The 24,164-nt window shown below is 67.4% G+C and carries 19 protein-coding genes, 1 tRNA gene and 1 pseudogene; 14 read left to right on the forward strand and 7 right to left on the reverse strand.

Going from position 1 to position 24,164, the window contains the following annotated elements; genetic code table 11:
• Window positions 1-96: 96 nt before the first annotated feature.
• Window positions 97-660: an NUDIX hydrolase gene (locus BMY89_RS14425; protein WP_092380483.1), complete on the forward strand. Its 564-nt coding sequence runs from the start codon at window positions 97-99 to the stop codon at window positions 658-660.
• Here BMY89_RS14425 and BMY89_RS14430 read toward each other — a convergent pair.
• Window positions 657-2,129, reverse strand: a complete 1,473-nt coding sequence (locus BMY89_RS14430) for a helix-turn-helix domain-containing protein (RefSeq protein ID WP_092380485.1) — start codon at window positions 2,127-2,129, stop codon at window positions 657-659. The two genes, BMY89_RS14425 and BMY89_RS14430, sit on opposite strands and share 4 nt — an antisense overlap.
• 431 nt (window positions 2,130-2,560) lie before the next feature.
• Between BMY89_RS14430 and BMY89_RS14435 the strand changes: the two genes are divergently transcribed.
• The 3 genes from BMY89_RS14435 (at window position 2,561) to BMY89_RS14445 (ending at window position 4,147) form a co-directional block, all read left to right on the forward strand.
• A complete protein-coding gene (locus BMY89_RS14435) occupies window positions 2,561-3,088 on the forward strand; it encodes a DUF6244 family protein (protein WP_092380486.1) in 528 nt (175 codons plus the stop codon).
• Between the two features lie 173 nt (window positions 3,089-3,261).
• A complete protein-coding gene (locus BMY89_RS14440) occupies window positions 3,262-3,684 on the forward strand; it encodes a CdiA C-terminal domain-containing protein (RefSeq protein ID WP_092380810.1) in 423 nt (140 codons plus the stop codon).
• Window positions 3,685-3,697: 13 nt separating this feature from the next.
• Entirely contained in the window at window positions 3,698-4,147 is a 450-nt protein-coding gene (locus BMY89_RS14445) for a SitI3 family protein (protein WP_092380811.1), read from the forward strand.
• A 107-nt stretch (window positions 4,148-4,254) separates the two neighbouring features.
• On the opposite strand, the gene BMY89_RS29885 is transcribed toward BMY89_RS14445, so the two are convergent.
• Window positions 4,255-4,776 carry a hypothetical protein gene (locus BMY89_RS29885; RefSeq protein WP_139217949.1) on the reverse strand — a complete coding sequence of 174 codons (522 nt, stop codon included), beginning with the start codon at window positions 4,774-4,776 and terminating at the stop codon, window positions 4,255-4,257.
• A 430-nt stretch (window positions 4,777-5,206) separates the two neighbouring features.
• Between BMY89_RS29885 and BMY89_RS14450 the strand changes: the two genes are divergently transcribed.
• From BMY89_RS14450 to BMY89_RS29890, 3 genes are all read left to right on the forward strand, one after another.
• Window positions 5,207-6,982, forward strand: coding sequence for an ATP-dependent nuclease (locus BMY89_RS14450; RefSeq protein ID WP_139217950.1), 1,776 nt, complete (start codon window positions 5,207-5,209; stop codon window positions 6,980-6,982).
• A gap of 847 nt (window positions 6,983-7,829) precedes the next feature.
• Window positions 7,830-7,902, forward strand: a tRNA-Arg gene (locus BMY89_RS14460).
• Between the two features lie 488 nt (window positions 7,903-8,390).
• Window positions 8,391-8,582 carry a hypothetical protein gene (locus BMY89_RS29890; RefSeq protein ID WP_139217951.1) on the forward strand — a complete coding sequence of 64 codons (192 nt, stop codon included), beginning with the start codon at window positions 8,391-8,393 and terminating at the stop codon, window positions 8,580-8,582.
• A gap of 123 nt (window positions 8,583-8,705) precedes the next feature.
• Here the strand turns inward: BMY89_RS29890 and BMY89_RS14465 are convergent, their stop codons facing one another.
• Window positions 8,706-10,847: a cellulase family glycosylhydrolase gene (locus BMY89_RS14465; RefSeq protein WP_092380491.1), complete on the reverse strand. Its 2,142-nt coding sequence runs from the start codon at window positions 10,845-10,847 to the stop codon at window positions 8,706-8,708.
• 368 nt (window positions 10,848-11,215) lie between these two features.
• On the opposite strand from BMY89_RS14465, the gene BMY89_RS14470 reads away from it, so the two are divergent.
• From BMY89_RS14470 to BMY89_RS14485, 4 genes are all read left to right on the forward strand, one after another.
• On the forward strand, window positions 11,216-12,271 hold the full coding sequence (locus BMY89_RS14470) for a LacI family DNA-binding transcriptional regulator (protein WP_232521339.1): 1,056 nt from the start codon (window positions 11,216-11,218) through the stop codon (window positions 12,269-12,271).
• 340 nt (window positions 12,272-12,611) lie between these two features.
• On the forward strand, window positions 12,612-15,077 hold the full coding sequence (locus BMY89_RS14475) for a non-reducing end alpha-L-arabinofuranosidase family hydrolase (protein WP_232521340.1): 2,466 nt from the start codon (window positions 12,612-12,614) through the stop codon (window positions 15,075-15,077).
• Between the two features lie 313 nt (window positions 15,078-15,390).
• Complete coding sequence (locus BMY89_RS14480; RefSeq protein ID WP_408631992.1) at window positions 15,391-16,590, forward strand: poly(ethylene terephthalate) hydrolase family protein; 1,200 nt, start codon at window positions 15,391-15,393, stop codon at window positions 16,588-16,590.
• Between the two features lie 464 nt (window positions 16,591-17,054).
• A complete protein-coding gene (locus BMY89_RS14485; RefSeq protein WP_092380494.1) occupies window positions 17,055-18,452 on the forward strand; it encodes an extracellular catalytic domain type 1 short-chain-length polyhydroxyalkanoate depolymerase in 1,398 nt (465 codons plus the stop codon).
• A 305-nt stretch (window positions 18,453-18,757) separates the two neighbouring features.
• On the opposite strand, the gene BMY89_RS14490 is transcribed toward BMY89_RS14485, so the two are convergent.
• Window positions 18,758-19,606, reverse strand: coding sequence for an SDR family oxidoreductase (locus tag BMY89_RS14490; protein WP_092380496.1), 849 nt, complete (start codon window positions 19,604-19,606; stop codon window positions 18,758-18,760).
• A gap of 106 nt (window positions 19,607-19,712) precedes the next feature.
• On the opposite strand from BMY89_RS14490, the gene BMY89_RS14495 reads away from it, so the two are divergent.
• Window positions 19,713-20,084 (forward strand): winged helix-turn-helix transcriptional regulator, encoded by a 372-nt coding sequence (locus BMY89_RS14495; protein ID WP_092380497.1) that lies wholly within the window; start codon window positions 19,713-19,715, stop codon window positions 20,082-20,084.
• Window positions 20,085-20,092: 8 nt separating this feature from the next.
• Here the strand turns inward: BMY89_RS14495 and BMY89_RS14500 are convergent, their stop codons facing one another.
• The gene (locus tag BMY89_RS14500) at window positions 20,093-20,674 is read right to left on the reverse strand and encodes an ATP-dependent Clp protease proteolytic subunit (RefSeq protein WP_092380814.1); all 582 of its coding nucleotides are present in this window, start codon (window positions 20,672-20,674) and stop codon (window positions 20,093-20,095) included.
• A 785-nt stretch (window positions 20,675-21,459) separates the two neighbouring features.
• Window positions 21,460-21,705, reverse strand: a pseudogene (locus tag BMY89_RS14505) (helix-turn-helix domain-containing protein); the annotation flags it as partial.
• Window positions 21,706-21,865: 160 nt separating this feature from the next.
• Between BMY89_RS14505 and BMY89_RS14510 the strand changes: the two are divergent.
• Entirely contained in the window at window positions 21,866-22,879 is a 1,014-nt protein-coding gene (locus BMY89_RS14510) for a potassium channel family protein (RefSeq protein ID WP_092380498.1), read from the forward strand.
• Window positions 22,880-22,892: 13 nt separating this feature from the next.
• Here the strand turns inward: BMY89_RS14510 and BMY89_RS14515 are convergent, their stop codons facing one another.
• Complete coding sequence (locus tag BMY89_RS14515; RefSeq protein WP_170147695.1) at window positions 22,893-23,375, reverse strand: MarR family winged helix-turn-helix transcriptional regulator; 483 nt, start codon at window positions 23,373-23,375, stop codon at window positions 22,893-22,895.
• Window positions 23,376-23,458: 83 nt separating this feature from the next.
• Here BMY89_RS14515 and BMY89_RS14520 point away from each other — a divergent pair, with 83 nt between their 5' ends.
• Entirely contained in the window at window positions 23,459-24,106 is a 648-nt protein-coding gene (locus BMY89_RS14520; protein ID WP_092380501.1) for an FMN-dependent NADH-azoreductase, read from the forward strand.
• Window positions 24,107-24,164: the final 58 nt, after the last annotated feature.

Below are 24,164 nucleotides of genomic sequence, written 5' to 3' on the forward strand. Positions count from 1 at the left end.
CAGCGTGAGATGAACGGTGTCGATGTCAGCCGGTGTCAGCCGACACCGTCGCCCAGACATGTGAGGCCCACGGATGACTGAATTAGGGTGGGGTCTATGACCACGGACGCCCGACGGGCCAGCGAGTGGACGATTCACGGCGAACGCGTCATCGATGACACGCGACGCGCGGTACTCAGCGTCGCCGACGTGGAGCTACCGGACGGCGTGCGCTTCGAGCAGTACGTGCTCCGGGTGCCGTCTGCCGCGATGGTGGTTGTTCTCGACGATGCCGACCGGGTCCTGATGATGTGGCGGCACCGGTTCATCATCGACCGCTGGGTGTGGGAGCTTCCCGGTGGCTACCTCGACCCGGATGAGGACTCTGCCGTGTGCGCCGCCCGAGAGGTTGAGGAGGAGACGGGCTGGCGGCCCAAGAGCATGGAGCCGCTGATCGCGTTCCAGCCGATGGTGGGAACGATCGACCAACCGAACGTCGTCTACCTCGCGCGGGGCGCCGAGCCGACCGGCGCGGCGCCGGACATCAACGAGACCGAACGGCTCGGATGGATTCCGCTGGCGGAGGTGCAGCAGCGCATCGAGGCCGGCGAGATCGTCGGCGCGGGGTCCGTGACGGGGTTGCTCGCGACGCTGCTGGCGAAGGCGTCCGGGCGGATCTAGACAGACCGCAGAAGCGGCAGGACCCGCTCGCTGAACTCGTCCACGGCGGACAGCCCCTGGTACGGGCCGAGCCGATCGGCCAGGTCGGCAAGGTAGTCCCGTGCGCGGCGCGAGTTCAACCGCTCTGCGGCCATGGCCGCCTGCACACCCACAACAGCCGCCTGCTCGGGATCGCCGCACTGCACGTGAGCCACCGCCAGGAGCGCCAGGTTGAACTGGCGTCCGCGGGCGTACGCCTGGCCGTCCATGTCGAGCGAGCGGACCGCGAAGCGTGCGGCTGTCTTGCCCTGCCCGAGGGCGGTGAAGCAGTGCCCGAACTTCGCCGACAGGTATGCCTCGTCGAAGTAGCCGATCCACTGCGGGTCGCTGCTGCGCTCCGCACGGTCGAACGCGCGCTCAGCCCGGTCGAGCGCGGCGGCACACGCCGCCTCGTCACCGCCAACCGCGTGGCCCTGCGCTTCGAGTACCGCCGCTTCCGCCTCGATCGCCGCGACCCCGGCCTGAGCCGCCATCAGACCGGCCGCACGAGCCAGATCAACCGCCTCCGTCGAGGCACGCAGGTAGGCAGCCTGGTGGCTCATCGCCGCCATGATCTCCGCACCCAGCGGTCGGTCGCCCGCTGCGGCAGCCAGCCGTAACGCCTGCACCATGTACCGCTGCGCGAGCCCGTGTAGGCCGGCGTCGTACGACGACCAACCGGCCAGCTGTGTCGCCTCGGCAGCAGCGGACATCAGGGCTCGGCCTGTCCGCATGTCATACCGGCCGCGCAGCAGCCCAGCCACCTCGGTGTCGAGGAAGCGCACCACACTGTCCCGGACCCGCATCCCGCCGAACTGGTTGTCCAGCGACCGATAGACGCCCGTGACGCGCCGTACCGCCTCGATCTCCGGTTCCCCGACGAGGCGCTCTCCAGCGCTCGCGGGCGACTCGTCCAGCGGCGCGGTCAGCCAGCGCACGGCTGGTGAGAGATACGCAGCCGCGCTGAAGCCGACGCCTCGGAGTAAATCCCGCCGTTGCATATCGTCCCGCCACAGCTCGGTCGCGACGGCAACACCGCGTTGCCAATCCGCTGCGAACTCTAGCCCCGGGACCGTGGGGCCACCGGCGTTGACCGCGCCTGCTGACGCCTCACCGACGTCGGCTGACACCACGGACGCCAACGCGAGCAGCTCACCGCCCGCGTCCAACGCCGCATCGAGAAGGGTCAGTACAGACGGGCTGGGACGCTTCAGGCCGGCCTCCAAATCCCACAGGTAGCCGTGAGAGCAGTGGATCTGCTGACCAAGTCGGCGCAGAGACAGCCGGCGCTTTGTGCGCAGCGCCTTCAGGCATGCACCGAACGCTGGATCGATTGCTTGCCGCCCAGGCATGGCACGCAACCCCCGAGAGTCGGTCGACTGGACACGTGCAGCCACATCACTGCCATCGATGAACGCTACCTTTCCGCGCAGCGACCACGCGACAGCCATTTGTTACCACCCCGCCGCGCGTGAACCTGGTCTGCTGCACCGATAGTTGACCGGTGTAGTCACGCGGCCTGACTGGCCGGTGGGTGCATGACGGTCTCGGCTTCCACGGGGGTCAACCGGGACAGCGACCGCCGACGCGGCCCATCGATCCGGCCACGTCATGGCGGTGCAGGGCGGGGCTCGGACGAACTTCCTGGACCGCAATGGATCCGCAGGCAGTCTGCAGAATGCAACTGGCTAGGTCACCGTGTATGGCGGCGGCGTTGTCCAGCGCGGCGCTGCGGGCGGCGAAGTCGTCGATGGCGGCGAGGGTGTCGCGGCGGCTGTCTGCGGTGCCGACCGCCTCGCCGCTGTCTGGTGACTTCGCAGGGACGCCGGGTAGTTTCAGCTGTCGAGCACTTCTACTGTCATCGATTGGGGATGCCGGCTACGTGTCGCAGATCGAGAAGATCACCGGTGAACTCCGCGCGTTGATGACCGGGGTCGAGCGCGCGCAAGGGTTGGCAGCCGCCGCCGACAGCCAGGCGCAGGAGGTGGCATTGCGGGCCGCGGGCGCTGGTTTCGTCGCCGTGGCGGCGGGCGTGGCCCGGGTACGCAACGCGATCACGAGCATCCAGAGCGGCCTGAGGAGTCTGGCCAGTTCGATCGGGGAGGCGACGAAGGCCACTGCGGCGGTGCCGAACGAAGCCACCGCGCAGGAGACGATCGCCGGGCTGGCACCTGTGCAGAGCGCCGTGGACGCTGCGCGCGATGCGGCGGCCGGGGCCATCACCGGAGTCGGAGAGGCGCAGCAACTCGTCGTCATGGTTCTGCAGGGCGGGCAGCCCGGGCCGCTGTTGCAGGCCCTGGACAGCATCAAGCAGGTCCTGGTGCTGGTCGTTGCGCGCACCGGCGGGGCCCGGCAGGCCATTGAAGCGGCGATCGCGGAGGCGCGGCAGTTGGGGTCGTCGGGAAACTGATGGGGGCTGGCGGTCACCCACCGGCCAGCCCCACCCCTGCTACCACCGCCGTCCCACCCCCGACAACCCCCACCCCGGGTGGCGCCGTCTCCAGGGACACTGACGCAGCAACCCCGTGGACTAGGCGTCCCACCGGCGTGCTCGGGGGGTCACCTACCGGACGTCGAACCCGGATCTCCGCGAACGGGAAGCCACGGGAGCGGCGTGCCCTGGAGTTGGAGAACGAGTGTGTCGACAGGGTCGCCGGCAAGGGGTACCGGGTTCACCAGAACCCCACGAGGCAGGAGATCGCGGACGCGCGACGCGAAACTGGGGATTCTGGGAGGCCGGAGAAGGCACCCGATTTCCTCATCGAGGGGCATGTCTTCGACTGCTACGCGCCCACTGCTCCTGTGCCGGCCCGCGCCGTCTGGAGCGCGGTGTCCAGGAAGGTCGACGCGGAGCAGACCCAACGCGTGATGTTGAACCTCCACGACTGGCGAGGAGACCTCGCGGCCTTGCACAAGCAGTTCCACGACTGGCCCATGGCAGGGCTGAAGGAACTGGCGGCGGTAACGCGCGACGGTGCGATCATTCAGATCATCCGGCGAGACTGATGGAGGGGTGCAGATGGCTGTCGAGTACCGGCTGACGCTGGCGGGCGACATCCCACTCGAGCAGGTGGCGGAGCTGGCTGCTCCCGCAGCGGTCGAGACTTCCACGGCGTCTGGCGGCAGGATGCTCAGCGCCGACCTGAACGACGAGCACGGGTACGTCGTGGACATCACCGGCGGAAGGCACGGCTACTACAGTGCCGAGGGCGACGGGGGTTCCCTGTGGGAATGGGAGCCGGAGACCTACGTCGACGTCAGCTTCTACATGCGCAAGGACACTCTGGTCGACAAGGGCAAGCCCCACATGCTGGCGACCGTGGCCAGGATCCTCGCCGGCAGGACCGAGGACGCGGCCCTGACCCTCAACGGTGACGTGCTGATGCTGACGCGGGTCGCGGGGACCATGCAGAACCACAACACCGACGGGTGGTACGACGAAGACTACGATAGGATCTTTCACCCCTGACGGGCGTGCGTCTTCGGCTGGAGCCACCACAGTCACTCGTCCCCGGCTAACAGTGACCGGAAGTTCTCCGTATGCGCAGCACCGTGGGCAACCGCTACATCTCCCGGTTAGATCAGGCGAACACAAAGGCCGGAATTGGGTCCGGGTGGCAGTCCGAGAAACGTGTCCACTCCGATATTCCGTCGGAGGTCCTCAAGCAACTCGGCCGGATCGATGACACTTCCGATCTTGGCTTCCGACTCTCGGCGAGGATTCATGACGAACTTGGCGCGATACACGCGAACCTTCGCGCCTAGGCCCAGAGCTTGGATGCAAACTGCCCTCATGTAGAACCGTACGAACTCTCCTTCGGCTAAAGTCTCAGCTGCATTGATCGGAACCTTCTTTTCGTATGGTTTGCCGTTTCGGTAAGAGATCTCTCGGCTGACAAGCAAGGCCTCGGCCTGTATGCAGATTGCTAGCGACGCCGGATCGCCACTTCTTATGGCATCGAGCAAAACTTGGGGCCACCGGCTCGTGCCGCGGCCGTTCAAGCGCCGACTCATGTACAGCGCTCCCGCCTTGATGTCTGCTTCAGCCTCCTCGATCATCGCTGCGCGCGTCGCGTCGTTCAAATCATGAAGATCCACACCATATCCTTGATCTTGAGCTTGAGTCGGATTCTACTGAGGACGCCGACTGTGGACCAACGCGATAACCGGAAGGAGGACCTGGTGTCCGGAGTCGAGGCAAAATGCGAAGTAACCTCGAATACTGCCATGTGTAGCCGGGCCATGCAGAGACTGCGGACGCCTGACGCGCGTCCGTCAGGGCGCGACGCGAGCGGGGCTAGGGTTGGGCGCCCAGGAACCTGTGGACCTACCACGTGCGCAGACTGGCCTGGTATAGCCTGTCTACTCGCGCGTTGCGCTCAATATGGGCTGCACGCGCGGCGCTGTCGCGTATGGCGGAGGCGAGGCGGAAGCGGGAAGGACGTCCATGCAGCTCGTTTCGATTTCGGTGTGCGGTTTCCGCAGCTTGCAGGATGTCGGCCCTATCCCAGTGCGACGCCCTACGATCTTGACGGGTCCTAACGACAGCGGAAAGTCCGCGACGATCGGCGCCCTTGCTTTTCTGCTCGGAGCCCATCCGCTCACTGATGAGGATCGGACCTTCGCGACGGCGTCCGGCGGCGATGGCACGGCAGGGCGCGAAGTCGACGACCACGATCTCGTCGAGCGGGTTGAGACCACCTGGGTCGAGGGCGAGTTTCGGCTCTCCAAGAAGGAGGAAGTAGACCTTGCGCTTCCCGGCACGGTCCGGATGCGCCGCATCCGCGACCAGGAGTCAGGGGTTCGCCTGGAACTGCTAGTCGACGCCCCGGAGGACGAGAACCTCCGCAATCTTGAGGCGCGGCCACTCGCCGACCTGAAACGCATCGCAGGCGGGTTCGGCGTTACGGCTACCGCTGATGCCAGGTCCAGAAGTAGTTGGGTGACCGCACTTGACCAGTACGCCGCCACTCGGCCGCGAACGCAGGCGTGGATCTCGGCCAGTAAGCAGGTCAGGGCAGCACTGCCAAAGTTTCTGCTATTTGGCGACGCCGAATCAGCCGAAGCCGCGATTAAGGCAGCGCTGAACAGCCGCTACAGATCCCACCTTGAAGACGAGGATCTCAAACAGCGAGTGCGGGACTTGGAGACGGAACTCGGCCGGCGGGTTCGCGAGGACGCGCAGGGACTCGTCGAACACATTCAGCAGCGATGCCCGGACCTGGTCCGCGTCGACGTCGAGCCAGACGTGTCCTTCACCTCCGGACTTCGGTCCACCAAGCTGCTGCTGGCCCGCACCAACGGTGAGACCGTTAGCCTCGGCACTGTGGGAGCGGGGCGCAACCGCCGGATCAGCCTTGCCGTCTGGGAGTGGGCAAGCGAGCTCCTCAGACGCGATGCTGAGAGCCACCCCTCTCCCGACGACCAACAGCACGTCGTCCTGGCGTACGACGAACCCGATACCCACCTTGACTACCTTCAGCAGCGACGGGTCATGGCGCTCATACGCGAGCAATGCTCAGTGCCGGGTGTCTCGATGGTGATAGCAACCCACTCCATGAATTTGATCGACGGTGCCGCTATCGAGGACATCGTCCATCTTAGACTCGAAGGTGAACGCACGCGGATAAATCGGCTGCTGTCCGACCTCGACAACGACGCGAACGGGCAGTACTTAGCCGACATTGCCATCGCGTTGGGGCTGCGCAACACGGTACTCCTTCACGAGCGATGCTTCGTAGGCGTAGAAGGCGTAACGGAGCAGCTATCGTTCCCGCTACTTTTCCGTCTCAGCACAGGCCGACCGGTGCACGCGGCAGGAATAGTGATCGTTGGATGCCACAACAACGAGGGCGCGCTAAAGTTCGTTGGATATCTGGCCCGATCAGGACGGCAGGTGATGCTAGTTATCGATGCAGATAGCCGGAAGAACAACAAAATCTTCAGCGACGCGAACCTGGCGAAGGAGGGTATCGATATTGTCAACCACGTGCGATTCGTGGGCACGCCAGATAAGGAATTTGAGTTTATCTTCACGAACGAGCAGTGGTGCGATGTAGCAAACCTGGCATGGCCCCGCAACGACGGAGAACCTTGGGAACCGGAAGCGGTTGAATCGCTACGCGCTGGTAAGTTCAGCACCTTGTTGCTGAACTTGTTCAAGGAGGGAAGCGACAGCGGTCCCCTCTCGAAGGCATCAATGATGTACGAGATGGCGCGAAGCCTCAAGGCGGCTGCGGAGGTTCCTGCAGAACTCCGCGACGCCTTCCTGCAGCTGGAGAAGCTAGCCGCCCTTGATTCGTAACGTGCTTCGCGCGAGCATTCGCGCGCGCCGCTGAGCGGCGGTGGGAGCCTCCCAGGTGTGCCATTTCCTCGAAGGGGCCCACCGTTGCCCGTGTTCGCGTTCAGGTACCCCACACCAACGGCAGGAGTTGGGCTGGGGCGGAACGGCATGGCGCACGCGGTGCGCGGTAGGCGTCACGGTGCTCCTCCCTCCGCCGAGGGTCTTACCATCGCACGGACGTACGACAGTTTCTAGCCGACCTCTGGTCAAACGCCTGGTCAGGGCGTCCCTGGCTTGTCGATAGCACTATGCGCAAACGGACTATAGGCTCAATATTCCCACGGCGGCGACCGGTTGGAGCGAGCGGCGTGGTGAGTCCAACAACCGCGCACATGCGACTTTGCTCCGTCATGATCATTCCGGCGGGCCTGGGCTGACCAGGGTTGTGCCGAACTTGGCCGTCTCGCGCCAAGAAGGAGAAGGTCGACTGCGCTCCCCTTGAATTGATCGATTGCGCTCCCATCACCTATGTGCGGACACATGGGGGCCGTCATGACCGGAATCGCGGCGGGCCCGAGCGCCCCTCGGTGAGTGCTCCATGGCTCTGCGGTGACGGCGCCGACGGTAGGCGGACGCGACGTCGCCGATCTTCGATGATGTGCGCGGTGTGTGCTCTCCAGCGGATGCCAGCCGGGGTCGACGCGTGCCAACGCGGGTCACCGCAGCCGACCCGCCGGTCGCAAACCGGGGTTCGTGTGCTCCGGGTGTGGTCCTGGGCTGGGAGAACAGGGGTCCGGGTGACGTGGGTGAACGTGGGCCACTCCCTGCCACCCCAGGTGAACCCCAGGTCGCTAGACTAGGCGCTCGCGCCCTCGTAGCTCAGGGGATAGAGCATCGGTTTCCTAAACCGTGTGTCGCAGGTTCGAATCCTGCCGGGGGCACCTCGAAGACCACCCAAACCTCCAGACGAGGACACCACCGCATCCGCCCGCTCCGGACGGGTCGCGCCCGGCCGCCTAGGTGCGTGTCCTGCCGATCAATGGCGCCAGTGGCGGCGGCGATGGTGCGAAGGTTGGGGCAGGTCAACGACCAACCACTACAAGATCGGTAGGGCACGCCTAGTCTCTCGGCCATGCCTATCTCTGGCCGCAATCGGCGGCGAGCAGTTCAGTTGCCGCTGTGGCCCAGGTTCGCGATTTGTGGCGTCGTAATCTCGACCGCGCTTTTCCTGGCGGGACTGTTTGCCGATTTGGGACCGCCGCCGCCGGCCGGCGAGTTGGCCCCAGGCACCGTGGTCGCTGTGGAGCCGGATGGCACAGGCCGCCCTGCATCGGCACTGCTACGAGTAGATGCGATCGACGGGCCGGTCTTTTGTGGCATCGACCGAACGGCGTTTCCCGGAGATCGCCTCCCCCGGCTGAATACGCAGATGACCGTCGATCACACACCCACCCACTGCGCCCCAGCCCCGGTGTCGCGTGAGTTGCCTCGTTGGCTGCTCCTCACGATGGGCGGTGGGGGACTGGCGCTGATGGTGGCCTACCTGCGTCGGGCCGGGCCGATCACCGGGGGCCGATTCATGCAGGCGTGGACCCGTGGCTACCTCGGACGAGACACGTAACCGGCAGTCCGCAAGAGGTCGACGGCCGGCGGGCATGGGTTGGAATCGGCGGTAGTGGACCAGATCTGGATGTGGCCGGTGCGGGGTTCACCACCCCCGCACCGGCCGTACCCCAGGATCGTCTCAGGCCGGGCTGCCGGTGACCGAGCTACCGGACTTCGTCAGGCGGTAGGTGAGCTGCGTGCCGCTCCAGAAGTGGAACGTGAGGGTGACGGCGCCGTCGTTGACCTCGGCGAAGAACTCGGGCGTCAGGAGCATGGTGTTCGCGCTGTAGTCGGGTCGGAAGTGGGTCCAGAACTCCTTGTACGGGGTCCAGTTGGCCGGCCCGGCGGGGCTGCCGTCGGCGTACTTGGCTTCCATGGTGGCGAGCTGGTCACCGCGGAACTGGGTGGGAATGGTGAAGCCGCTGGTCGTGCCGGTGGCTGCGGCCTGAGTGGGTGGGTCGTAGCTGATGATGCTGATCTGCCACGGCACGCCCTGGGAGAAGCGGGCTTCGATGGTGGCGTTGACGCCGGCGGCGCGGTTGCCGACCAGTCGGGTGATGGCCGCCTGGGTCAGCGTGAGCGTGTTGCCGGAGACGGTGTAGTCGGTGCCGCTGCTCAGTTGGGTGTTGCCGTGCCAGAGACTCCGGAACGAGGCGCCGTTGAGGTTGAGGGTGAGCGACCTGCTGGTGATGCCGCCGGTGCGGGGTACGTAGATCTGGTCCGAGGACGCGGTGGCGGAGCGGGTCGTCAGGCTCGCCTTCATCATTTCGTAGATGCCCTGGTCCCGCCATCGCAGTTCGGGGCGGTGCAGGAACGAGCCCGCGTCCCACAGCATGGTGGTGAGCTTTCGGGTGCGGGCGTGGTGGCCGACGGCTTCGAAGAACTTGAGCAGTTCACCCCGTTGGATGATGCCGGGGCGGGTGTAGTCGTAGCTGAGCAGGGCCCACTCTCCGATGATCACGGGGATGTCCCGGGACACGAAGGTGTTGTACGCCCGGTCGAAGGTGCCGACGATGTCCTGCTCGACGTTGCTGTCGTAGCGGGTGCCGCCCGCGATGTTGACGCTGAACGGCCACCATCCGTAGAAGTGGATGGTCGCGACGAGGTTGGGGTCGTCCAACTCGTCGAAGGTGGTCATCAACGCGTCCATCCGGGCCTGCTCCCCGCTGGTGTGCAGGGTGGGCAGGACCAGCAGTCGGGTGGCGTTGTTCCCGCCGGACTGCCGCACCAGGCGGACGAACGCCAGGTTGAGCTCGTGTAGCAGCTGGTCGCTCTCCGCGTCCCCAGAGGTGCCGGCGAACTGTGGCTCGTTGATGCTCTCGAACACCAGCTTCGGCGAGTGGCTGCGGAACGTGGTGGCGAGCTGGCTCCACAGTGCCCTGTACCGGTTCGTCACGTTGGTGCGGTCGGTGGGGTAAGTGTTGATCCACTGCCAGGAGTCGTGATGCAGGTTGACCATCACGTAGAGGCCCTCGGCCAGGGACCAGTCGACGACCTCGCGGATGCGGTTCAGCCAGGTGGGGTCGATGGTGTAGTCCGGCGCCGGGCCGTGGTGGTTGCTCCAGGTGATCGGGAGCCGAATGCTGTTGTACCCCTGCGACCGGATGTGGCGCAGCATCTCCCGGGTCGTCAGCGGATTGCCCCACGCGGTCTCGTCGGGAATGGCGTCGAGCGTGTTGCCCAGGTTCCAGCCGGGCTGCATCGCCGCCACCATCTCCATCCGGTTCCCCGGCGGTGGCGTCACCGTCGGCGAGACGGACGGTGACGCCGTGGGCGACACGGTGGGGGAGACGCTGGGCGTCGGCGTCGTCGTGGGGCCGACGTTCCCGGTGCACGCCACGCCGTTCAGAGTGAACGAGGTCGGTGCGGTGTTGCTGCCCGTCCAGGATCCGTTGAAGCCGAAGGAGACCGTCGCGTTCGTGCCTATGGTGCCGTTGTAGCTCATGTTCGTGGCGGTGACCTGGCTGCCCGACGAGGTGACCGTCGCGTTCCAGGCCTGGGTGACCCGTTGGCCGGACGGGAACGTCCAGGCCAGGTTCCAGCCGTTTATCGGGTCGCCGAGGTTGGTCACGTTCACATTGGCGGTGAAGCCGCCCGGCCACTGGGACGGAACCGCGTACGTCACCCGGCAGCCGGCGGCTGCCTGGGCGTTGGCGGTCACCATCGTTCCCGCCACCATCAGCGCGGCTATCCCGCCGGCGACCACGCCGACGCGCCAGGGGGTTCTCCGGGTGTGCTGCGAACTCGGGCTTGCATTGGGGGGTTTGGCGAACGAAGACATGGGGCCTCCAGCGTCCGTCACGACGAGGATGCGCGGCGGTCACACGAAGGCGTCTGGACGCCTGTCTGGCCGCGCGCATACGAAAGGTGAGGGGTACGCGGACGCTGCCCGGGCTTCCGCGACGAGCTGTAAGGGCTCCCGCTTGGAAACTTTCCTAATCTCCGCACAGAAAGTTTCCGGGCGAGACGTTATAGCTATCTTCGATCCACGTCAATGCACTCCGGGGGCTGGTGCCGTCCAGCGACGTTGCCGGAGGCTTGGCGTCAGCGGGCTATCGGTACCGTGCGGAGCAGTTATCCTTGCGCCCTGAGCGACGTCGCGCCGACGGGCCGTGCGGGCACGAGGGATCGGGGGAGAAGGGGGCCAGGTTGACGCGCGCCGAGTCGAGCGAGCCGGTCGTCGAGCTGGCACCACAGCTCGGTGATCCGTCGAGACCGGTGACGATCGCCGCCATCGCCGAGTCCGCCGGGGTGTCGGTACCGACCGTCTCCAAGGTCATAAATGGACGGTCGGGCGTGGCGGCGGAGACCCGGGCCCGCGTCGAGGCGGTGATCAACCAGTACGGCTACCGCAGGTCGTCGCCGGTCACCCGGTCAAACATGCTGGAACTCGTCTTCGACGAGATCGAGGACATGTGGGGCCTGCAGATCATTCGCGGTGTCGAGCGGGTGGCCCGGAAACAAGGCGTCGGAGTTGTCCTGACGGAGTTCGGCCCGCAGCGAAACGCTATCCGTTACTGGATCGACGACACCCTCTCCCGTCGCCCGGACTGCCTCGTGACAGTGGCTCAGTTGGACGAGGAGCAACGCAACCAGCTACGTGCCCGGGGCATCCCGTTCGTGGTCTTCGACCCCACCGTCGAGTTGCCGGATGATGTCCCCTTCGTCGGGGCGACGAACTGGGCCGGCGGCCGGTCGGCGGCCCGGCACCTGATCGAACTGGGCCACCGACGTATCGCGATGATCGCCGCCCCCGAACGGATCCTGTGTTGCCGGGCCCGGCTGGATGGCTATCGCTCCGCGTGCGATGCCGCCGGCCTGGCCGCGGGGCCCGACCTCGTCGTCCGTGCCGCACTGACCCTGGAGGGCGGCGAGGCGGCAGCGCTGGAGCTGTTGAGTCGTCCGGATCGTCCGACTGCGATCTTCGCAGCCAACGACCTGCAGGCGTTCGGCGTCTACCAGGCGGCACGGCGATTGGGGCTGCGGATCCCGACGGATGTGAGCGTGGCGGGCTTCGACGATCTGCCACTGGCTGCTCTGGTCGATCCGCCGCTGACCACTGTCCATCAGCCCCTCGTCGAGATGGCAGTCATCGCCACCGAGTTGGCGCTCGCGCTGGGTCGCGGGGAGCGGACGCCACAGCTCGGGCTGGAGCTGGCCACGACCCTCACGGTCCGGCAGAGCACGGCACCGCCCGCGATCTGATCCACAGCGGAGCTTCAGCACTCGCTGCCCTGTCATCTCACCGGTCCGCGCCCGACCCCCCGGCAGGCGAACCGAGACGAGCCGCGGCTGGACCACCAAAACTTCCGCTTGAAAAACCGGGAATTTTCTGAAAATCTGAGTCCATCGATTTGTGTGAACGCTAACAAGGTCGCTCGCCACCGAGGGGTCGCACCCAGAACCTCCGGTGGTGCTCGCGTCGGATCACAACAGGTCCACCCCCGCAGCCACCACCAGGCCGGGCGGACGGTCGGACCACCAATCACCCATTCACCTCCGAGCTGACCAATTTCGCCCCAATCCATCCCCTTGGAGGATCAGCATGATCTCCCGGACCCGTCCCGCCGGGCGTCGACTCCGAAGGCTCTCGGTCTCCGGAGCGGCCGCGGTCGTCGCGGTCGTCGCCGCGTCGTTGCTACCCAGTCTCGCCCAGGCCGCCGAAACCACCCTCGCCGCGGCCGCCAATCAGTCGGGCAGGTACTTCGGTACCGCGGTGGCGGCGAACAAGCTCTCCGACTCCACCTACGTCGGCATCCTGAACCGCGAGTTCAACTCGGTCACGGCCGAGAACGAGATGAAGATCGACGCGCTGGAGCCGCAGCAGAACCAGTTCACCTACACCAATGCGGACCGGATCGTGAACCACGCCCTCAGTCGGGGTTGGAAGGTGCGCGGTCACACGCTGGCCTGGCACTCGCAGCAGCCCGGCTGGATGCAGAACATGTCCGGCACCGCGTTGCGTAACGCGATGCTCAACCACGTGACCCAGGTGGCGACCTACTACCGCGGGAAGATCGACTCGTGGGACGTGGTGAACGAGGCGTTCGCCGACGGCGACAGTGGTGCCCGGCGTGACTCGAACCTGCAGCGCACCGGCAACGACTGGATCGAGGCGGCGTTCCGGGCCGCGCGGGCGGCCGACCCGGGTGCCAAGCTCTGCTACAACGACTACAACACCGACAACTGGAACTGGGCCAAGACCCAGGCCGTCTACCGGATGGTGCAGGACTTCAAGCAGCGTGGCGTGCCGATCGACTGCGTCGGGTTCCAGTCGCACTTCAACGCGCAGTCGGCGTACAACAGCAACTACCGCACCACGCTGTCCAGCTTCGCCGCCCTCGGCGTCGACGTGCAGATCACCGAGCTGGACATCGAGGGCTCCGGCACCACGCAGGCCAACACCTACCGCAGCGTGGTCAACGACTGTCTGGCGGTGCCCCGCTGCAACGGCATCACCGTGTGGGGCATCCGGGACAGCGACTCATGGCGCTCCTACGGCACCCCGCTGCTCTTCGACAACAGCGGCAACAAGAAGCCGGCCTACACGGCCACCCTGGACGCGCTGAACAGCGCCGGCCCCGCGCCCACTCCCACGCCGACCACGCCGGGGCCCACCCCCACCACGCCGGGGCCCACCCCCACCGCTCCGCCCGGCTCGGCGAGTGAGATCGTCGGTACCCAGTCCAACCGCTGCATCGACGTACCGAACGCCTCCCGCGACAACGGCGTTCGGGTCCAGCTCTACGACTGCAACAAGCAGACCAACCAGGCCTGGACCTACACCGCGAACAAGCAACTACAGGTGTACGGCAACATGTGTCTGGACGCCGCCGGCTCCGGCAACGGCGCCGCCGTCCAGATCTACAGCTGCCACAGCCAGACCAACCAGCAGTGGAACGTCAACTCCAACGGCACCATCAGCGGCGTCCAGTCCGGACGATGCCTCGACGTCTGGAGCACCAACAACGGCGCCCAGATCCAGCTCTACGACTGCCACGGACAGACCAACCAGCAGTTCCGGCTCGTCTCCCTCGGCGGGTCCAACCCGACTCCGACGCCGACGGCCACGCCGACTCCGACGCCCACGCCCACCGGCGGTACGTGCAGTCTGCCGTCGTCGTACCGGTGGTCGTCCACCGGTGCGTTGGCGCAGCCGAGGTCCGGTTGGGTGTCGTTGAAGGACTTCACGCACGCGCCGTACAACGGTCAGCACCTGGTGTACGGGACCACGCACGACACCGGTACGACGTGGGGTTCGATGAACTTCGGTCTGTTCTCCAACTGGAACCAGATGGGTTCGGCCAGTCAGAACGCGATGCCGTTCGCGGCGGTCGCACCCTCACTGTTCTACTTCGCGCCTCGCAATGTGTGGGTGTTGGCCTACCAGTGGGGTGGACCGGCGTTCTCGTACCGGACCTCGACCGATCCGACCAACGTGAACAGTTGGTCGGCGCACCAGACGTTGTTCACCGGCAGCATCTCCAACTCCTCGACCGGCCCGATCGACCAGGCGCTCATCGGTGACGACCAGAACATGTACCTGTTCTTCGCCGGTGACAACGGTCGGATCTACCGGGCCAGCATGCCGATCGGGAACTTCCCGGGCAGCTTCGGTTCGAACTACACCACGATCATGACTGACACCACGAACAACCTGTTCGAAGGTGTTCAGGTCTACAAGCTTCAGGGCGAGAACCGGTACCTGATGCTCGTGGAGGCGATCGGTTCACAGGGCCGCTACTTCCGGTCGTTCACCGCGACCAGCCTGGGCGGCACCTGGACCCCGCAGGCGGCCACCGAGAGCAACCCGTTCGCCGGCAAGGCCAACAGCGGCGCGACCTGGACCAACGACATCAGCCACGGCGAACTCATCCGCACCAACGCCGACCAGACCATGACCGTCAACGCCTGCAACCTCCAACTCCTCTACCAGGGACGCTCCCCCAACTCCGGTGGCGACTACGGCCTGCTGCCCTACCGCCCGGGAGTACTCACCCTGCAACGCTGACGGCGTGCAGGTCCGGCGCGGGCACAGCCGGAGCGGGCGGGCTCGGCACGAAACCGAGCCCGCCCACCCCTCACACACCCACCACCAGGAGGTACCGACCGTGCGACCACCCGTACACCACCCCCCGCCGTCGGGGGAATCCCCTGCCGTCCGAGTGTCCCCCCGCGTTCGGGGGAGGCTGTTCAGACTCGCCACGGCCGGGATCGCAGCCGCCGTCGGGTTGTTCACCATGACGGTGGCGGCCGGGTCGGCATCGGCCGCCGACAACCCCTACCAGCGAGGCCCGGACCCCACCCGGACCAGCGTCACGGCCGTGAACGGCCCCTTCGCCAACACCTCGGTAAGCGTCCCGACCGGGCACGGCTTCAACGGCGGCCGGATCTACTACCCGACCGACACCAGCCAGGGCACCTTCGGGGCGATTGCGATCTCGCCGGGTTACACCGCGTTGTTCTCCGCGGAACTGGCCTGGATGGGCCCGTGGCTGGCATCGCACGGCTTCGTCGTGATCGGCATCGAGACGAACAGCCGTAACGACTTCGACACGGCCCGAGGCACCCAGTTGCTCGCCGCGCTGGACTACCTGACCCAGCAGAGCCCGGTACGCGACCGGGTCGACCCGAGCCGGTTGGCCGTCTCCGGTCACTCCATGGGCGGCGGTGGTGCGCTGAGCGCAGCCATGCGGCGCGCGTCGTTGAAGGCAGTCGTCGGCATCACGCCGTACTCGCCGTCGTCGAACCTGGCCAACGACCGGGTACCCACGATGATCATCTCTGGGCAGGCGGACACGGTGGTCACCCCGTCATACGCCCTCGGCCTGTACAACAGCATCCCGGCCACGACGGAGAGCGTATACCTCGAGGTAGCCGGCGGGGATCACGGCTTCATGGTCGGGCGGTCCAACCCAGTGCTGGTCCGGACCATGCTGCCGTTCCTGAAGATGTTCATCGACAACGACACCCGGTACAGCCAGTTCCTCTGCCCGCTGCTGGACAACAGCGGCGTGGTGACCTACCGCAGCACGTGTCCGTTGCTGCCGACGGACCCGACCACTCCGCCGACCGGCACGCCGACGCCGACGCCCACCACGCCGGCTCCCACCACCCCGCCGCCGACCACGCCACCCGGCTCCGCCAGCGAAATCAGAGGCACCCAGTCCAACCGCTGCATCGACGTACCCAACGCCTCCCGCAACAACGGCACCCGGGTCCAGCTCTACGACTGCAACAGGCAAACCAACCAGGCCTGGACCTACACCGCGAACAAGCAACTACAGGTGTACGGCAACATGTGCCTGGACGCCGCCGGCTCCGGCAACGGCGCCGCCGTCCAGATCTACAGCTGCCACAGCCAGACCAACCAGCAGTGGAACGTCAACTCCAACGGCACCATCAGCGGCGTCCAGTCCGGACGATGCCTCGACGTCTGGAGCACCAACAACGGCGCCCAGATCCAGCTCTACGACTGCCACGGACAAACCAACCAGCAATTCCGACTCACACCCCTCGCATAACGCACTAGACACCGGAAACGGGCGGGCTCGGACACCACACGAGCCCGCCCGCACCGTCCTGCCCGCGTCATCCCGGCCGCAACTGCGGCAGGATCTTCCACTCGACCGGCACCAGCCACGGGCGACCCTTCGGGGCATCGCCATCTCCTGACGGCCACGGTCGGGATCATGCCGTCCCTGCCCGCCGCCAGCCTGGCCAATGACCTGGCACCCACGAAGATCCTTCTCGGGGCGACGAACCCGTGGGGACCCCGCCCTCGGTCGCCAACCAACACAACCGCCTCCCGGTCACGACGGACAGCGGGCGGCCAAAGGTCGCCGATGAGCGACGGACCCCGGCTACCGGCAGGCGCGTGCGGCACTCGTCGGGCAGGGCCCTTCCCGGCGCTGAACATTAGGCACCTGATTGACGGTCGTCAGCAAAATGTATAGCGTTTAAATCCACCACCATCGATGGAGGCGCTATGAGAGGAACCAGGGCAGCACTGGCTGGTGTGGCCAGCCTTCTGCTCCTCACAGTGGGTTTTGTCGCCCTATCTCCGCCCGCGTCCGCCGCGTCGTTGGTCGAGGTGACCAACTTCGGCAACAACCCGGGCGGCATGCGGATGCACATCTACGTCCCGGACAACCGGCCCGCCAACCCGGCGATCGTGGTCGCCATGCACGGCTGTGGCGGGTCGGGACCGGGCTTCTATTCGGGCAGCGAGTTCGCCTCGCTGTCGAACCAGTACGGGTTCATCGTGATCTACCCGAGCGCCATGCAGGAGGCCGGGTTCGGCAAGTGCTTCGACACCTGGTCGGACGCGTCCAAGCGTCGCGGTGGTGGCAGCGACCCGGTCTCCATCGAGTCGATGGTGAACTACGCCCGGACGCAGCACGGCGGTGACATCAACCGGGTCTACGCCACCGGCAGCTCGTCCGGCGGCATGATGACCCAGCACATGCTCGCGGTCTACCCCGACCTGTTCAAGGCGGGTGCGTCCTTCATGGGCGTACCCTTCAACTGTTTCGCCAACGCGGCCGCCTACCCGCCCGGCGGTTCGTGCACCAACGGCACGATGAACCGGACCCCACAGCAGTGGGGTGACCTGGTCCGGGCGGCGTATCCCGGCTACACGGGCCCTCGCCCGCCGATCCAGCTGTGGCACGGTACCAACGACACCCTGGTGCCGTACTCGCTGCTGCAGGAGTCGGTCGAGCAGTGGACCAACGTGCATGGGCTGAGCCAGACCCCGACGTCCACGGACACCCCGCAGGCCAACTGGAACCGCCGCCGCTTCGGCACCCAGGTCGAGGCATACGCCATCCAGGGCGCGGGGCACAGCCTGCCGTCGAGCGGTATGGCGCGGGTCGCCATCCAGTTCTTCGGCTTGGACGGCTCGACCCCGCCGACCACTCCGCCGCCGACCGGCACGCCGACCCCAACCCCAACCCCAACCCCGACGCCGACGCCGACGCCGACCACGCCTCCGCCCGGGTCTGCGAGTCAGATCGTCGGCGGGCAGTCGGGCCGGTGCCTGGATGTGCCGAACGCTTCGCGTACCAACGGCACTCGGGTGCAGTTGTACGACTGCAACAGGCAGTCCAACCAGTCGTGGACGTACACGTCGAGTAAGCAGCTACGGGTGTACGGCGACATGTGTCTGGATGCGGGGGGTTCTGGTAACGGGGCGGCGGTTCAGATCTACAGCTGTCACGGTCAGACCAACCAGCAGTGGAACGTCAACTCCAACGGCACCATCAGTGGTGTGCAGTCCGGGCGGTGCCTGGACGTGTGGAGCACCGCCAACGGGGCGCAGGTCCAGTTGTACGACTGCCACGGACAGACCAACCAGCGATTCAACCTGGTGTCCATCGCATGAGGATCGGGCGGGTCCGGCGTCACGCCGGGCCCGCCCGGTTCACGCAGACCACTCACCGCACGGGCACGCGACCGAAAGCGCACGGCCAGATCGAGGGCCGAGGGGACGGTGGTGTTGGGCCACGGTGCCTATCCTCTCGGCCATGGGAGCTATCAAACCGTGGCAGCTGCTGGTCCTGACGCTCTGCTGCCTTCTGCCGAGCGTGGTGGCGATTGTCGGCGGCGTGTGGGCGGCCCGCCGACCCCGTAACCGACGCTGAGCCACTCCCGCCAACGGCGGTCGGCTCGGTGGCCAGCCGTCGGTGATCAGAGAGCGGTGCGGATCGCCTCGGCGAGGGTGGTCGGGGGCCGCCCGATCAGCTTGGCCAGGTCGTCGCTCGCCACGTGCAGCTCGCCTTCGGCGGCACCCCGGTCGCCGTCGGCCAGCACCTCCGCGAACCCCCGGGGCAGGCCGGCGCCGACCAGGACCTCGACGTACTTCTCCACCGGCAGGTCGGTGTAGCCCACCTCGCGCCCGCTCTGCCGGGACACCTCGGTGGCCAGTTCGGCCAGGGTGAAGGACTCGCCGCCCAACTCGTACACCTGGTTGGGGTTGCTGTCGCCGGTCAGCACGGCAGCGGCGGCCTCCGCGAAGTCCGCGCGGGTGGCGGCGCTGATCCGGCCGTCACCCGCCGCACCCGCGACCCCGTGCTCCAGGTACGCGGGCAGCTGCGGAAGATAGTTCTCCAGGTACCAGCTGTTGCGCAGGAAGACGTAGGGCAGGCCGGAGGCGACGATTTCCTGCTCGGTGGCCCGGTGCTCGGCGGCGAGGATGAGGCTGGAGGTCTCGGCCTTCGGGATGCTGGTGTAGACGACCAGCCCGACGGCCGCCTCCTTGGCGGCGGCGATCACGTTGTGGTGCTGGGCCACCCGTCGGCCCACCTCGCTGCCGGAGACGAACATCAGCTTCTCGGCGCCGGCGAGGGCGGTCCGCAGCGAGCCGGGATCGTCGTAGTCGGCCTGCCGTACGGTGACGCCCCGCCCGGCCAGGTCGGCCAGCCGGCCGGTGTCCCGGCCGACCGCCACGATCTGTTCGGCCGGTACGCCCCGATCGAGCAGCGAGATGACGATGAGACGGCCGAGGTGTCCGGTGGCTCCGGTGACGACGATGGACATGGGTGGTGCTCCCTCCGGAAAAATGGTCTGACGTCGACGTCAACTCGGAACACCCCGCCAATACTTCCCGTTGGAGAGTAGGCACCTTGAAGTGCGTCACGTTCTGATGGAGAGTGATGGTGTGAAGCCGAACCTGTACGACCGCAAGTGCGGCAGCCGGCAGGTGCTCGACCGGATCGGGGACCGGTGGAGCGTGCTGGTGGTGCTGACCCTCGCCGACGGCCCCAGGCGCTACGGCGAGTTGGCCGAGCGGATCGACGGGGTGAGCCAGAAGATGCTCACCCAGACCCTACGCGGCCTGGAGCGCGACGGCCTGGCCACGCGGACGGTGCACGCCGCCGTACCGCCCCGGGTCGACTACGAGTTGACCGACCTCGGCCGTAGCCTGCTGACCCTGCTCGCCGGTCTGGAGGCCTGGGCCACCGACCACCTTCCGGAGGTCGAAGCCGCCCGCGACCGCTACGACACCCGCGCCTGACCGCTTCGCTATGGGATCTGGGTGGCGGTGGTGACGACCTGGTCGATCAGGCCGTAGTCGCGGGCCTGCTCGGCGGTGAACCAGCGGTCGCGGTCCCAGTCCCGCTGGATCTCGGCCAGGGTGCGCCCGCTGTGCTCGGCGATCAACTCCTGCATCGTCCGTTTCACGTGCAGCATGTTCTCCGCCTGGATGGTGATGTCGGAGGCCGTGCCGCCCATCCCACCGGAGGGCTGGTGCATCAGGATCCGGGTGTGTGGCAGGGCGTACCGCTTGCCGGCGGTGCCCGCGCAGAGTAGGAACTGACCCATCGAACCGGCCAGCCCCAGCGCCAGCGTCGCCACGTCGTTGCGGACGAAGCGCATCGTGTCGTAGACCGCCATCCCCGCGCTCACCGAGCCGCCGGGTGAGTTGACGTAGAGATGGATGTCCCGCTCCGAATCCTCGGCGGCCAGCAGCAGGATCTGGGCGCAGATCCGGTTGGCGATCCCGTCGGTCACCTCGCTGCCGAGGAAGACGATCCGTTCCCGCAACAGTCGCTCGAAGACCTGGTCACCGAAGGCCCGCTGGCCGTCGTCCAACATTGTGATCATGGCGTCAACCTCCACCCGCCGGGGGCGACGTCGAGCGCCCGGGAACCGGCTCCCTCCAGCCTCCGCCAACCGGGCGGCCCTTCCCGAGTAGTTCTGCCCCCGGCAGATCCGCCCACGGCAGAACGCGCCGACGGTCACCAGCCGGCGGTGCCAGGTGACGGCGGCCCGGGCCCGGTGGAGGGTTATCCCTCGGCCGCGCCAGCCATGACCGAGGTGGCTGCGGACAAGGCCCGGAGCGACCGCCGCGACCGGGCCAGCGCGCGGGTCCGTCGGATGGCCACCAGAGCTGAGCGTGCGCGTGCATGAGCCCGGCGCGCGCCGCCGGTCGGCGTGTGAGTGCGCGCCGAGCCGTGGGTGGTGGTGTCGATGCCGGCGGTGGTGTCGATGCCGGCGGTCGGGCCGGCGAACACGACGACTCGGATACCGCCGTTCAGACCCCCACCGAGCGCGCCGCCGATCATGCTGCCAACGCCGTCGTACAGGCCCCCGCCGTCGCGTAGGCCCCCGCGGAGCCCGCCGGACGAGCCGTCGGTGAACCCGGGCATGGTGGGCCCGGGAATGCCGCTGGCGACACGTCCGCCGCCTGGGCCGACGCGGGTCGAGGCGGTGAAGAGTTGACCGCCGACCATCCCGGTCCCGCCGGGCAGGGGCAGCTCGGTGCCGAAGCCGACAGCGTTCAGGCGGGCCACGGGATGCGCGGAGCCGTCCGTACCGCGTCCGGCAGAGGTCGCGACCGCCGGAGCACCGTGCCGGGCGGTCGGGACGCGGCTGGCCCCGGGGGCTGCCGGCAGCCGGCGCTCGACCCGCCGCAACTCGTCGCGGACCTCCTCCAGCAGGTCGGAGAGGTAGAGGTCGAGCGCCCGGCAGATCGCCGTGAGGACCTCCGAGGACGCCTCCTTGCGGCCGCGCTCGACCTCGGACAGGTACGGCACGGAGACTCCGGCGGCGCGGGCCACCTCTCGCAGGGTGCGGCCCTGGCGCTGGCGTTCCCGGCGCAGTACCGCGCCGATCACCCGTCGCAGCAACGACATGCGGGCCTCACTCTCGCCGGTCCTGGGCTGACCTTCTCATCATGCCCGTCCAGCGGCCCGCTCGCCGTCCCCCGTCCTTCGCGGCCACCCCGACATCCGGTTGCCCGAGGACGGGCTATGTTGTGGGCGTGCAGGCGACCGAGGCGGGGCAGGGCCCCCGGTGATCCATTTTCCCGCGCAGCGGCGAGGCCCGCTCAGCGCGTTGAGCCTACGGTTGGCCGCCGCTATCGGTCTGGTGCTCGCCGTGGTCGCGGTCGTGTTCATCGAACGGAACGGCTACCGCGACGTCAACGGCGACGGCCTGACGCTGCTCGACTGCTTCTACTATGCCGTGGTGTCGCTGTCGACCACCGGGTACGGCGACATCGTGCCGGCCACCCAGGAGGCCCGGCTGGTCAACGTCCTGTTCATCACCCCGGCCCGGGTGCTGTTCCTGATCATCCTGGTCGGCACCACCCTCGAGGTCCTGACCGAGCAGTACCGGACCGGCCGTCGCCTGCACCGGTGGGAGAGAAAAGTGAAGGACCACGTCATCATCTGCGGCTACGGGACCAAGGGGCGGAGTGCGATCTCCGCGCTGATGGAGAACGGGCTGGACAAATCCCGCATCGTGGTGGTGGAACGCGACGGCCCGGCGTTGCGCCAGGCCACGTCGAACGGGCTGGTCGTGATCGAGGGTTCGGCGACCCGCTCCTCGGTGCTCAACCAGGCGCACGTGCGTACCGCCAAGGCGGTGATCATCGCGACCGACAGCGACGACGCGTCGGTGCTGGTGGCGCTGACCGTACGCCAACTGACGGCCGGCCAGGTCCGGATCATCGCCGCGGCCCGGGAGGCGGAGAACGCGCCGTTGCTCAAGCAGAGCGGCGCCCACCACGTGATCGTCTCTTCGGCGACCGCCGGTCGGTTGCTGGGCCTGTCGACCTCGGCTCCGCCCCTGATCGACGTGGTGGAGGATCTGCTCACCCCGGGTCAGGGGATGGCGCTGGCCATGCGGTCGGCCGAGCGGCACGAGGTGGGTAAGAACCCCCGTGAGCTGGAGACACTGGTGATCGCCCTGGTACGACGGGGCAAGGTGGTCACCGTGGCGGACCGGGCGAATGCCGTCATCGAGACCGGAGACATGCTGGTGCATGTCCGCGACGACCGGCCCACGGCCAACACTCTGCCCTGACCGGGAACGGGGGTCAGTAGCGGGCGTCCGGTTCGTTCCTGACCGCGTCGGCGCAGGTGAGCTGCGCCCCGCTGGACGCCCGCCGCAGCAGCTCGTAGAGCGTGTCGCGCTCTGCCGGGTCCAATGCGCCGAGCACGTCGTCCTCCGCGGTGACGAGGGCGCACTCGGCCTCGTTGAGGCGTTTTGCGCCGGCCTCGGTGAGGCTCACCACGTGTCGACGCCGGTCCTCGGGTGAGCGACGCCGCTCGACCAGGCCGGCCGTCTCCAGGTCGTTGAGCAACCCCACGACGTTGGTGCCGTCGATCTGGAGGGTGCCGGCGAGCCCCTGCTGGCTGATGCCGCCCGAATCTCGCAGCACGGTGAGCGCGACGAGGTGCCGCGAGCGTAGGCCGAGTGGGGCCAGCACCGACTCCGAGCGGAGCCGCATCCGCCGCGCCAGGTGGTTGAGCAGCGCGCCGGAGCGGCGCTCCGACTGTGCGGCCGACCCGGAAGACATGTGACCCACTTTACCCACCGGGCGAAATATTGACCTGCTATAAATGGTTGGCGCTACACAAGCCATCTATGGAGGATTGACCAATGCCGCACCTGTTGCACATCGACTCCAGCATCCGTGGCGAGCTGTCGGTCAGCCGGCGGCTCACCGCCCGCGCCGCCGCCGCCTGGCGAGCCGCTCACCCGGGCGGCACGGTCAGCTATCGCAACCTCGGCAAGGAGCCGCTGCCGCACCTCGACGAGGCGGGCGGGCTGGCGCGGATGACGCCGGTCGACCAGCACACCCCGGAGCAGCGCCGCTCCTGGGAGTTGAGCGAGGAGCTGGTCGCGGAGGTGCAGCGGGCCGACACCGTCCTGCTCGGCCTGCCGCTCTACAACTACGCCGCACCGAGCAGCGTGAAGACCTGGGTAGACCTGCTCATCGTGCCCGGCCTGGCGTACGACCCGGCGACCGGCACCGGGCTGCTCGGCGACCGCGAGTTCATCGTGGTCACGTCCCGGGGCGGTGGCTACGGCGCGGGTACCCCGCGGGAGGGCTGGGACCACGCCGAGTCCTGGTTGCCGCACGGCCTCTCGCAGACCGGCCTCCAGCCGCGCTTCATCGCCGCCGAGCTCACGCTCGCGCCGGTGGTGCCCGCCATGGCCGAGCTGGTTCCGCTGCACGAGGAGAGCCTCGCGGCGGCCGAGCGGGCCATCGACGAGCTGTGGGCGGCGACGTCCGCGGCGGTCTGAGCATCACGCATCAGTACGCCGAAAGGGCGGGCCGTTCCGGCACGGAACGGCCCGCCCT

This window comes from Micromonospora phaseoli (genome assembly GCF_900109115.1).
Classification (GTDB): Bacteria; Actinomycetota; Actinomycetes; order Mycobacteriales; family Micromonosporaceae; genus Micromonospora; species Micromonospora phaseoli.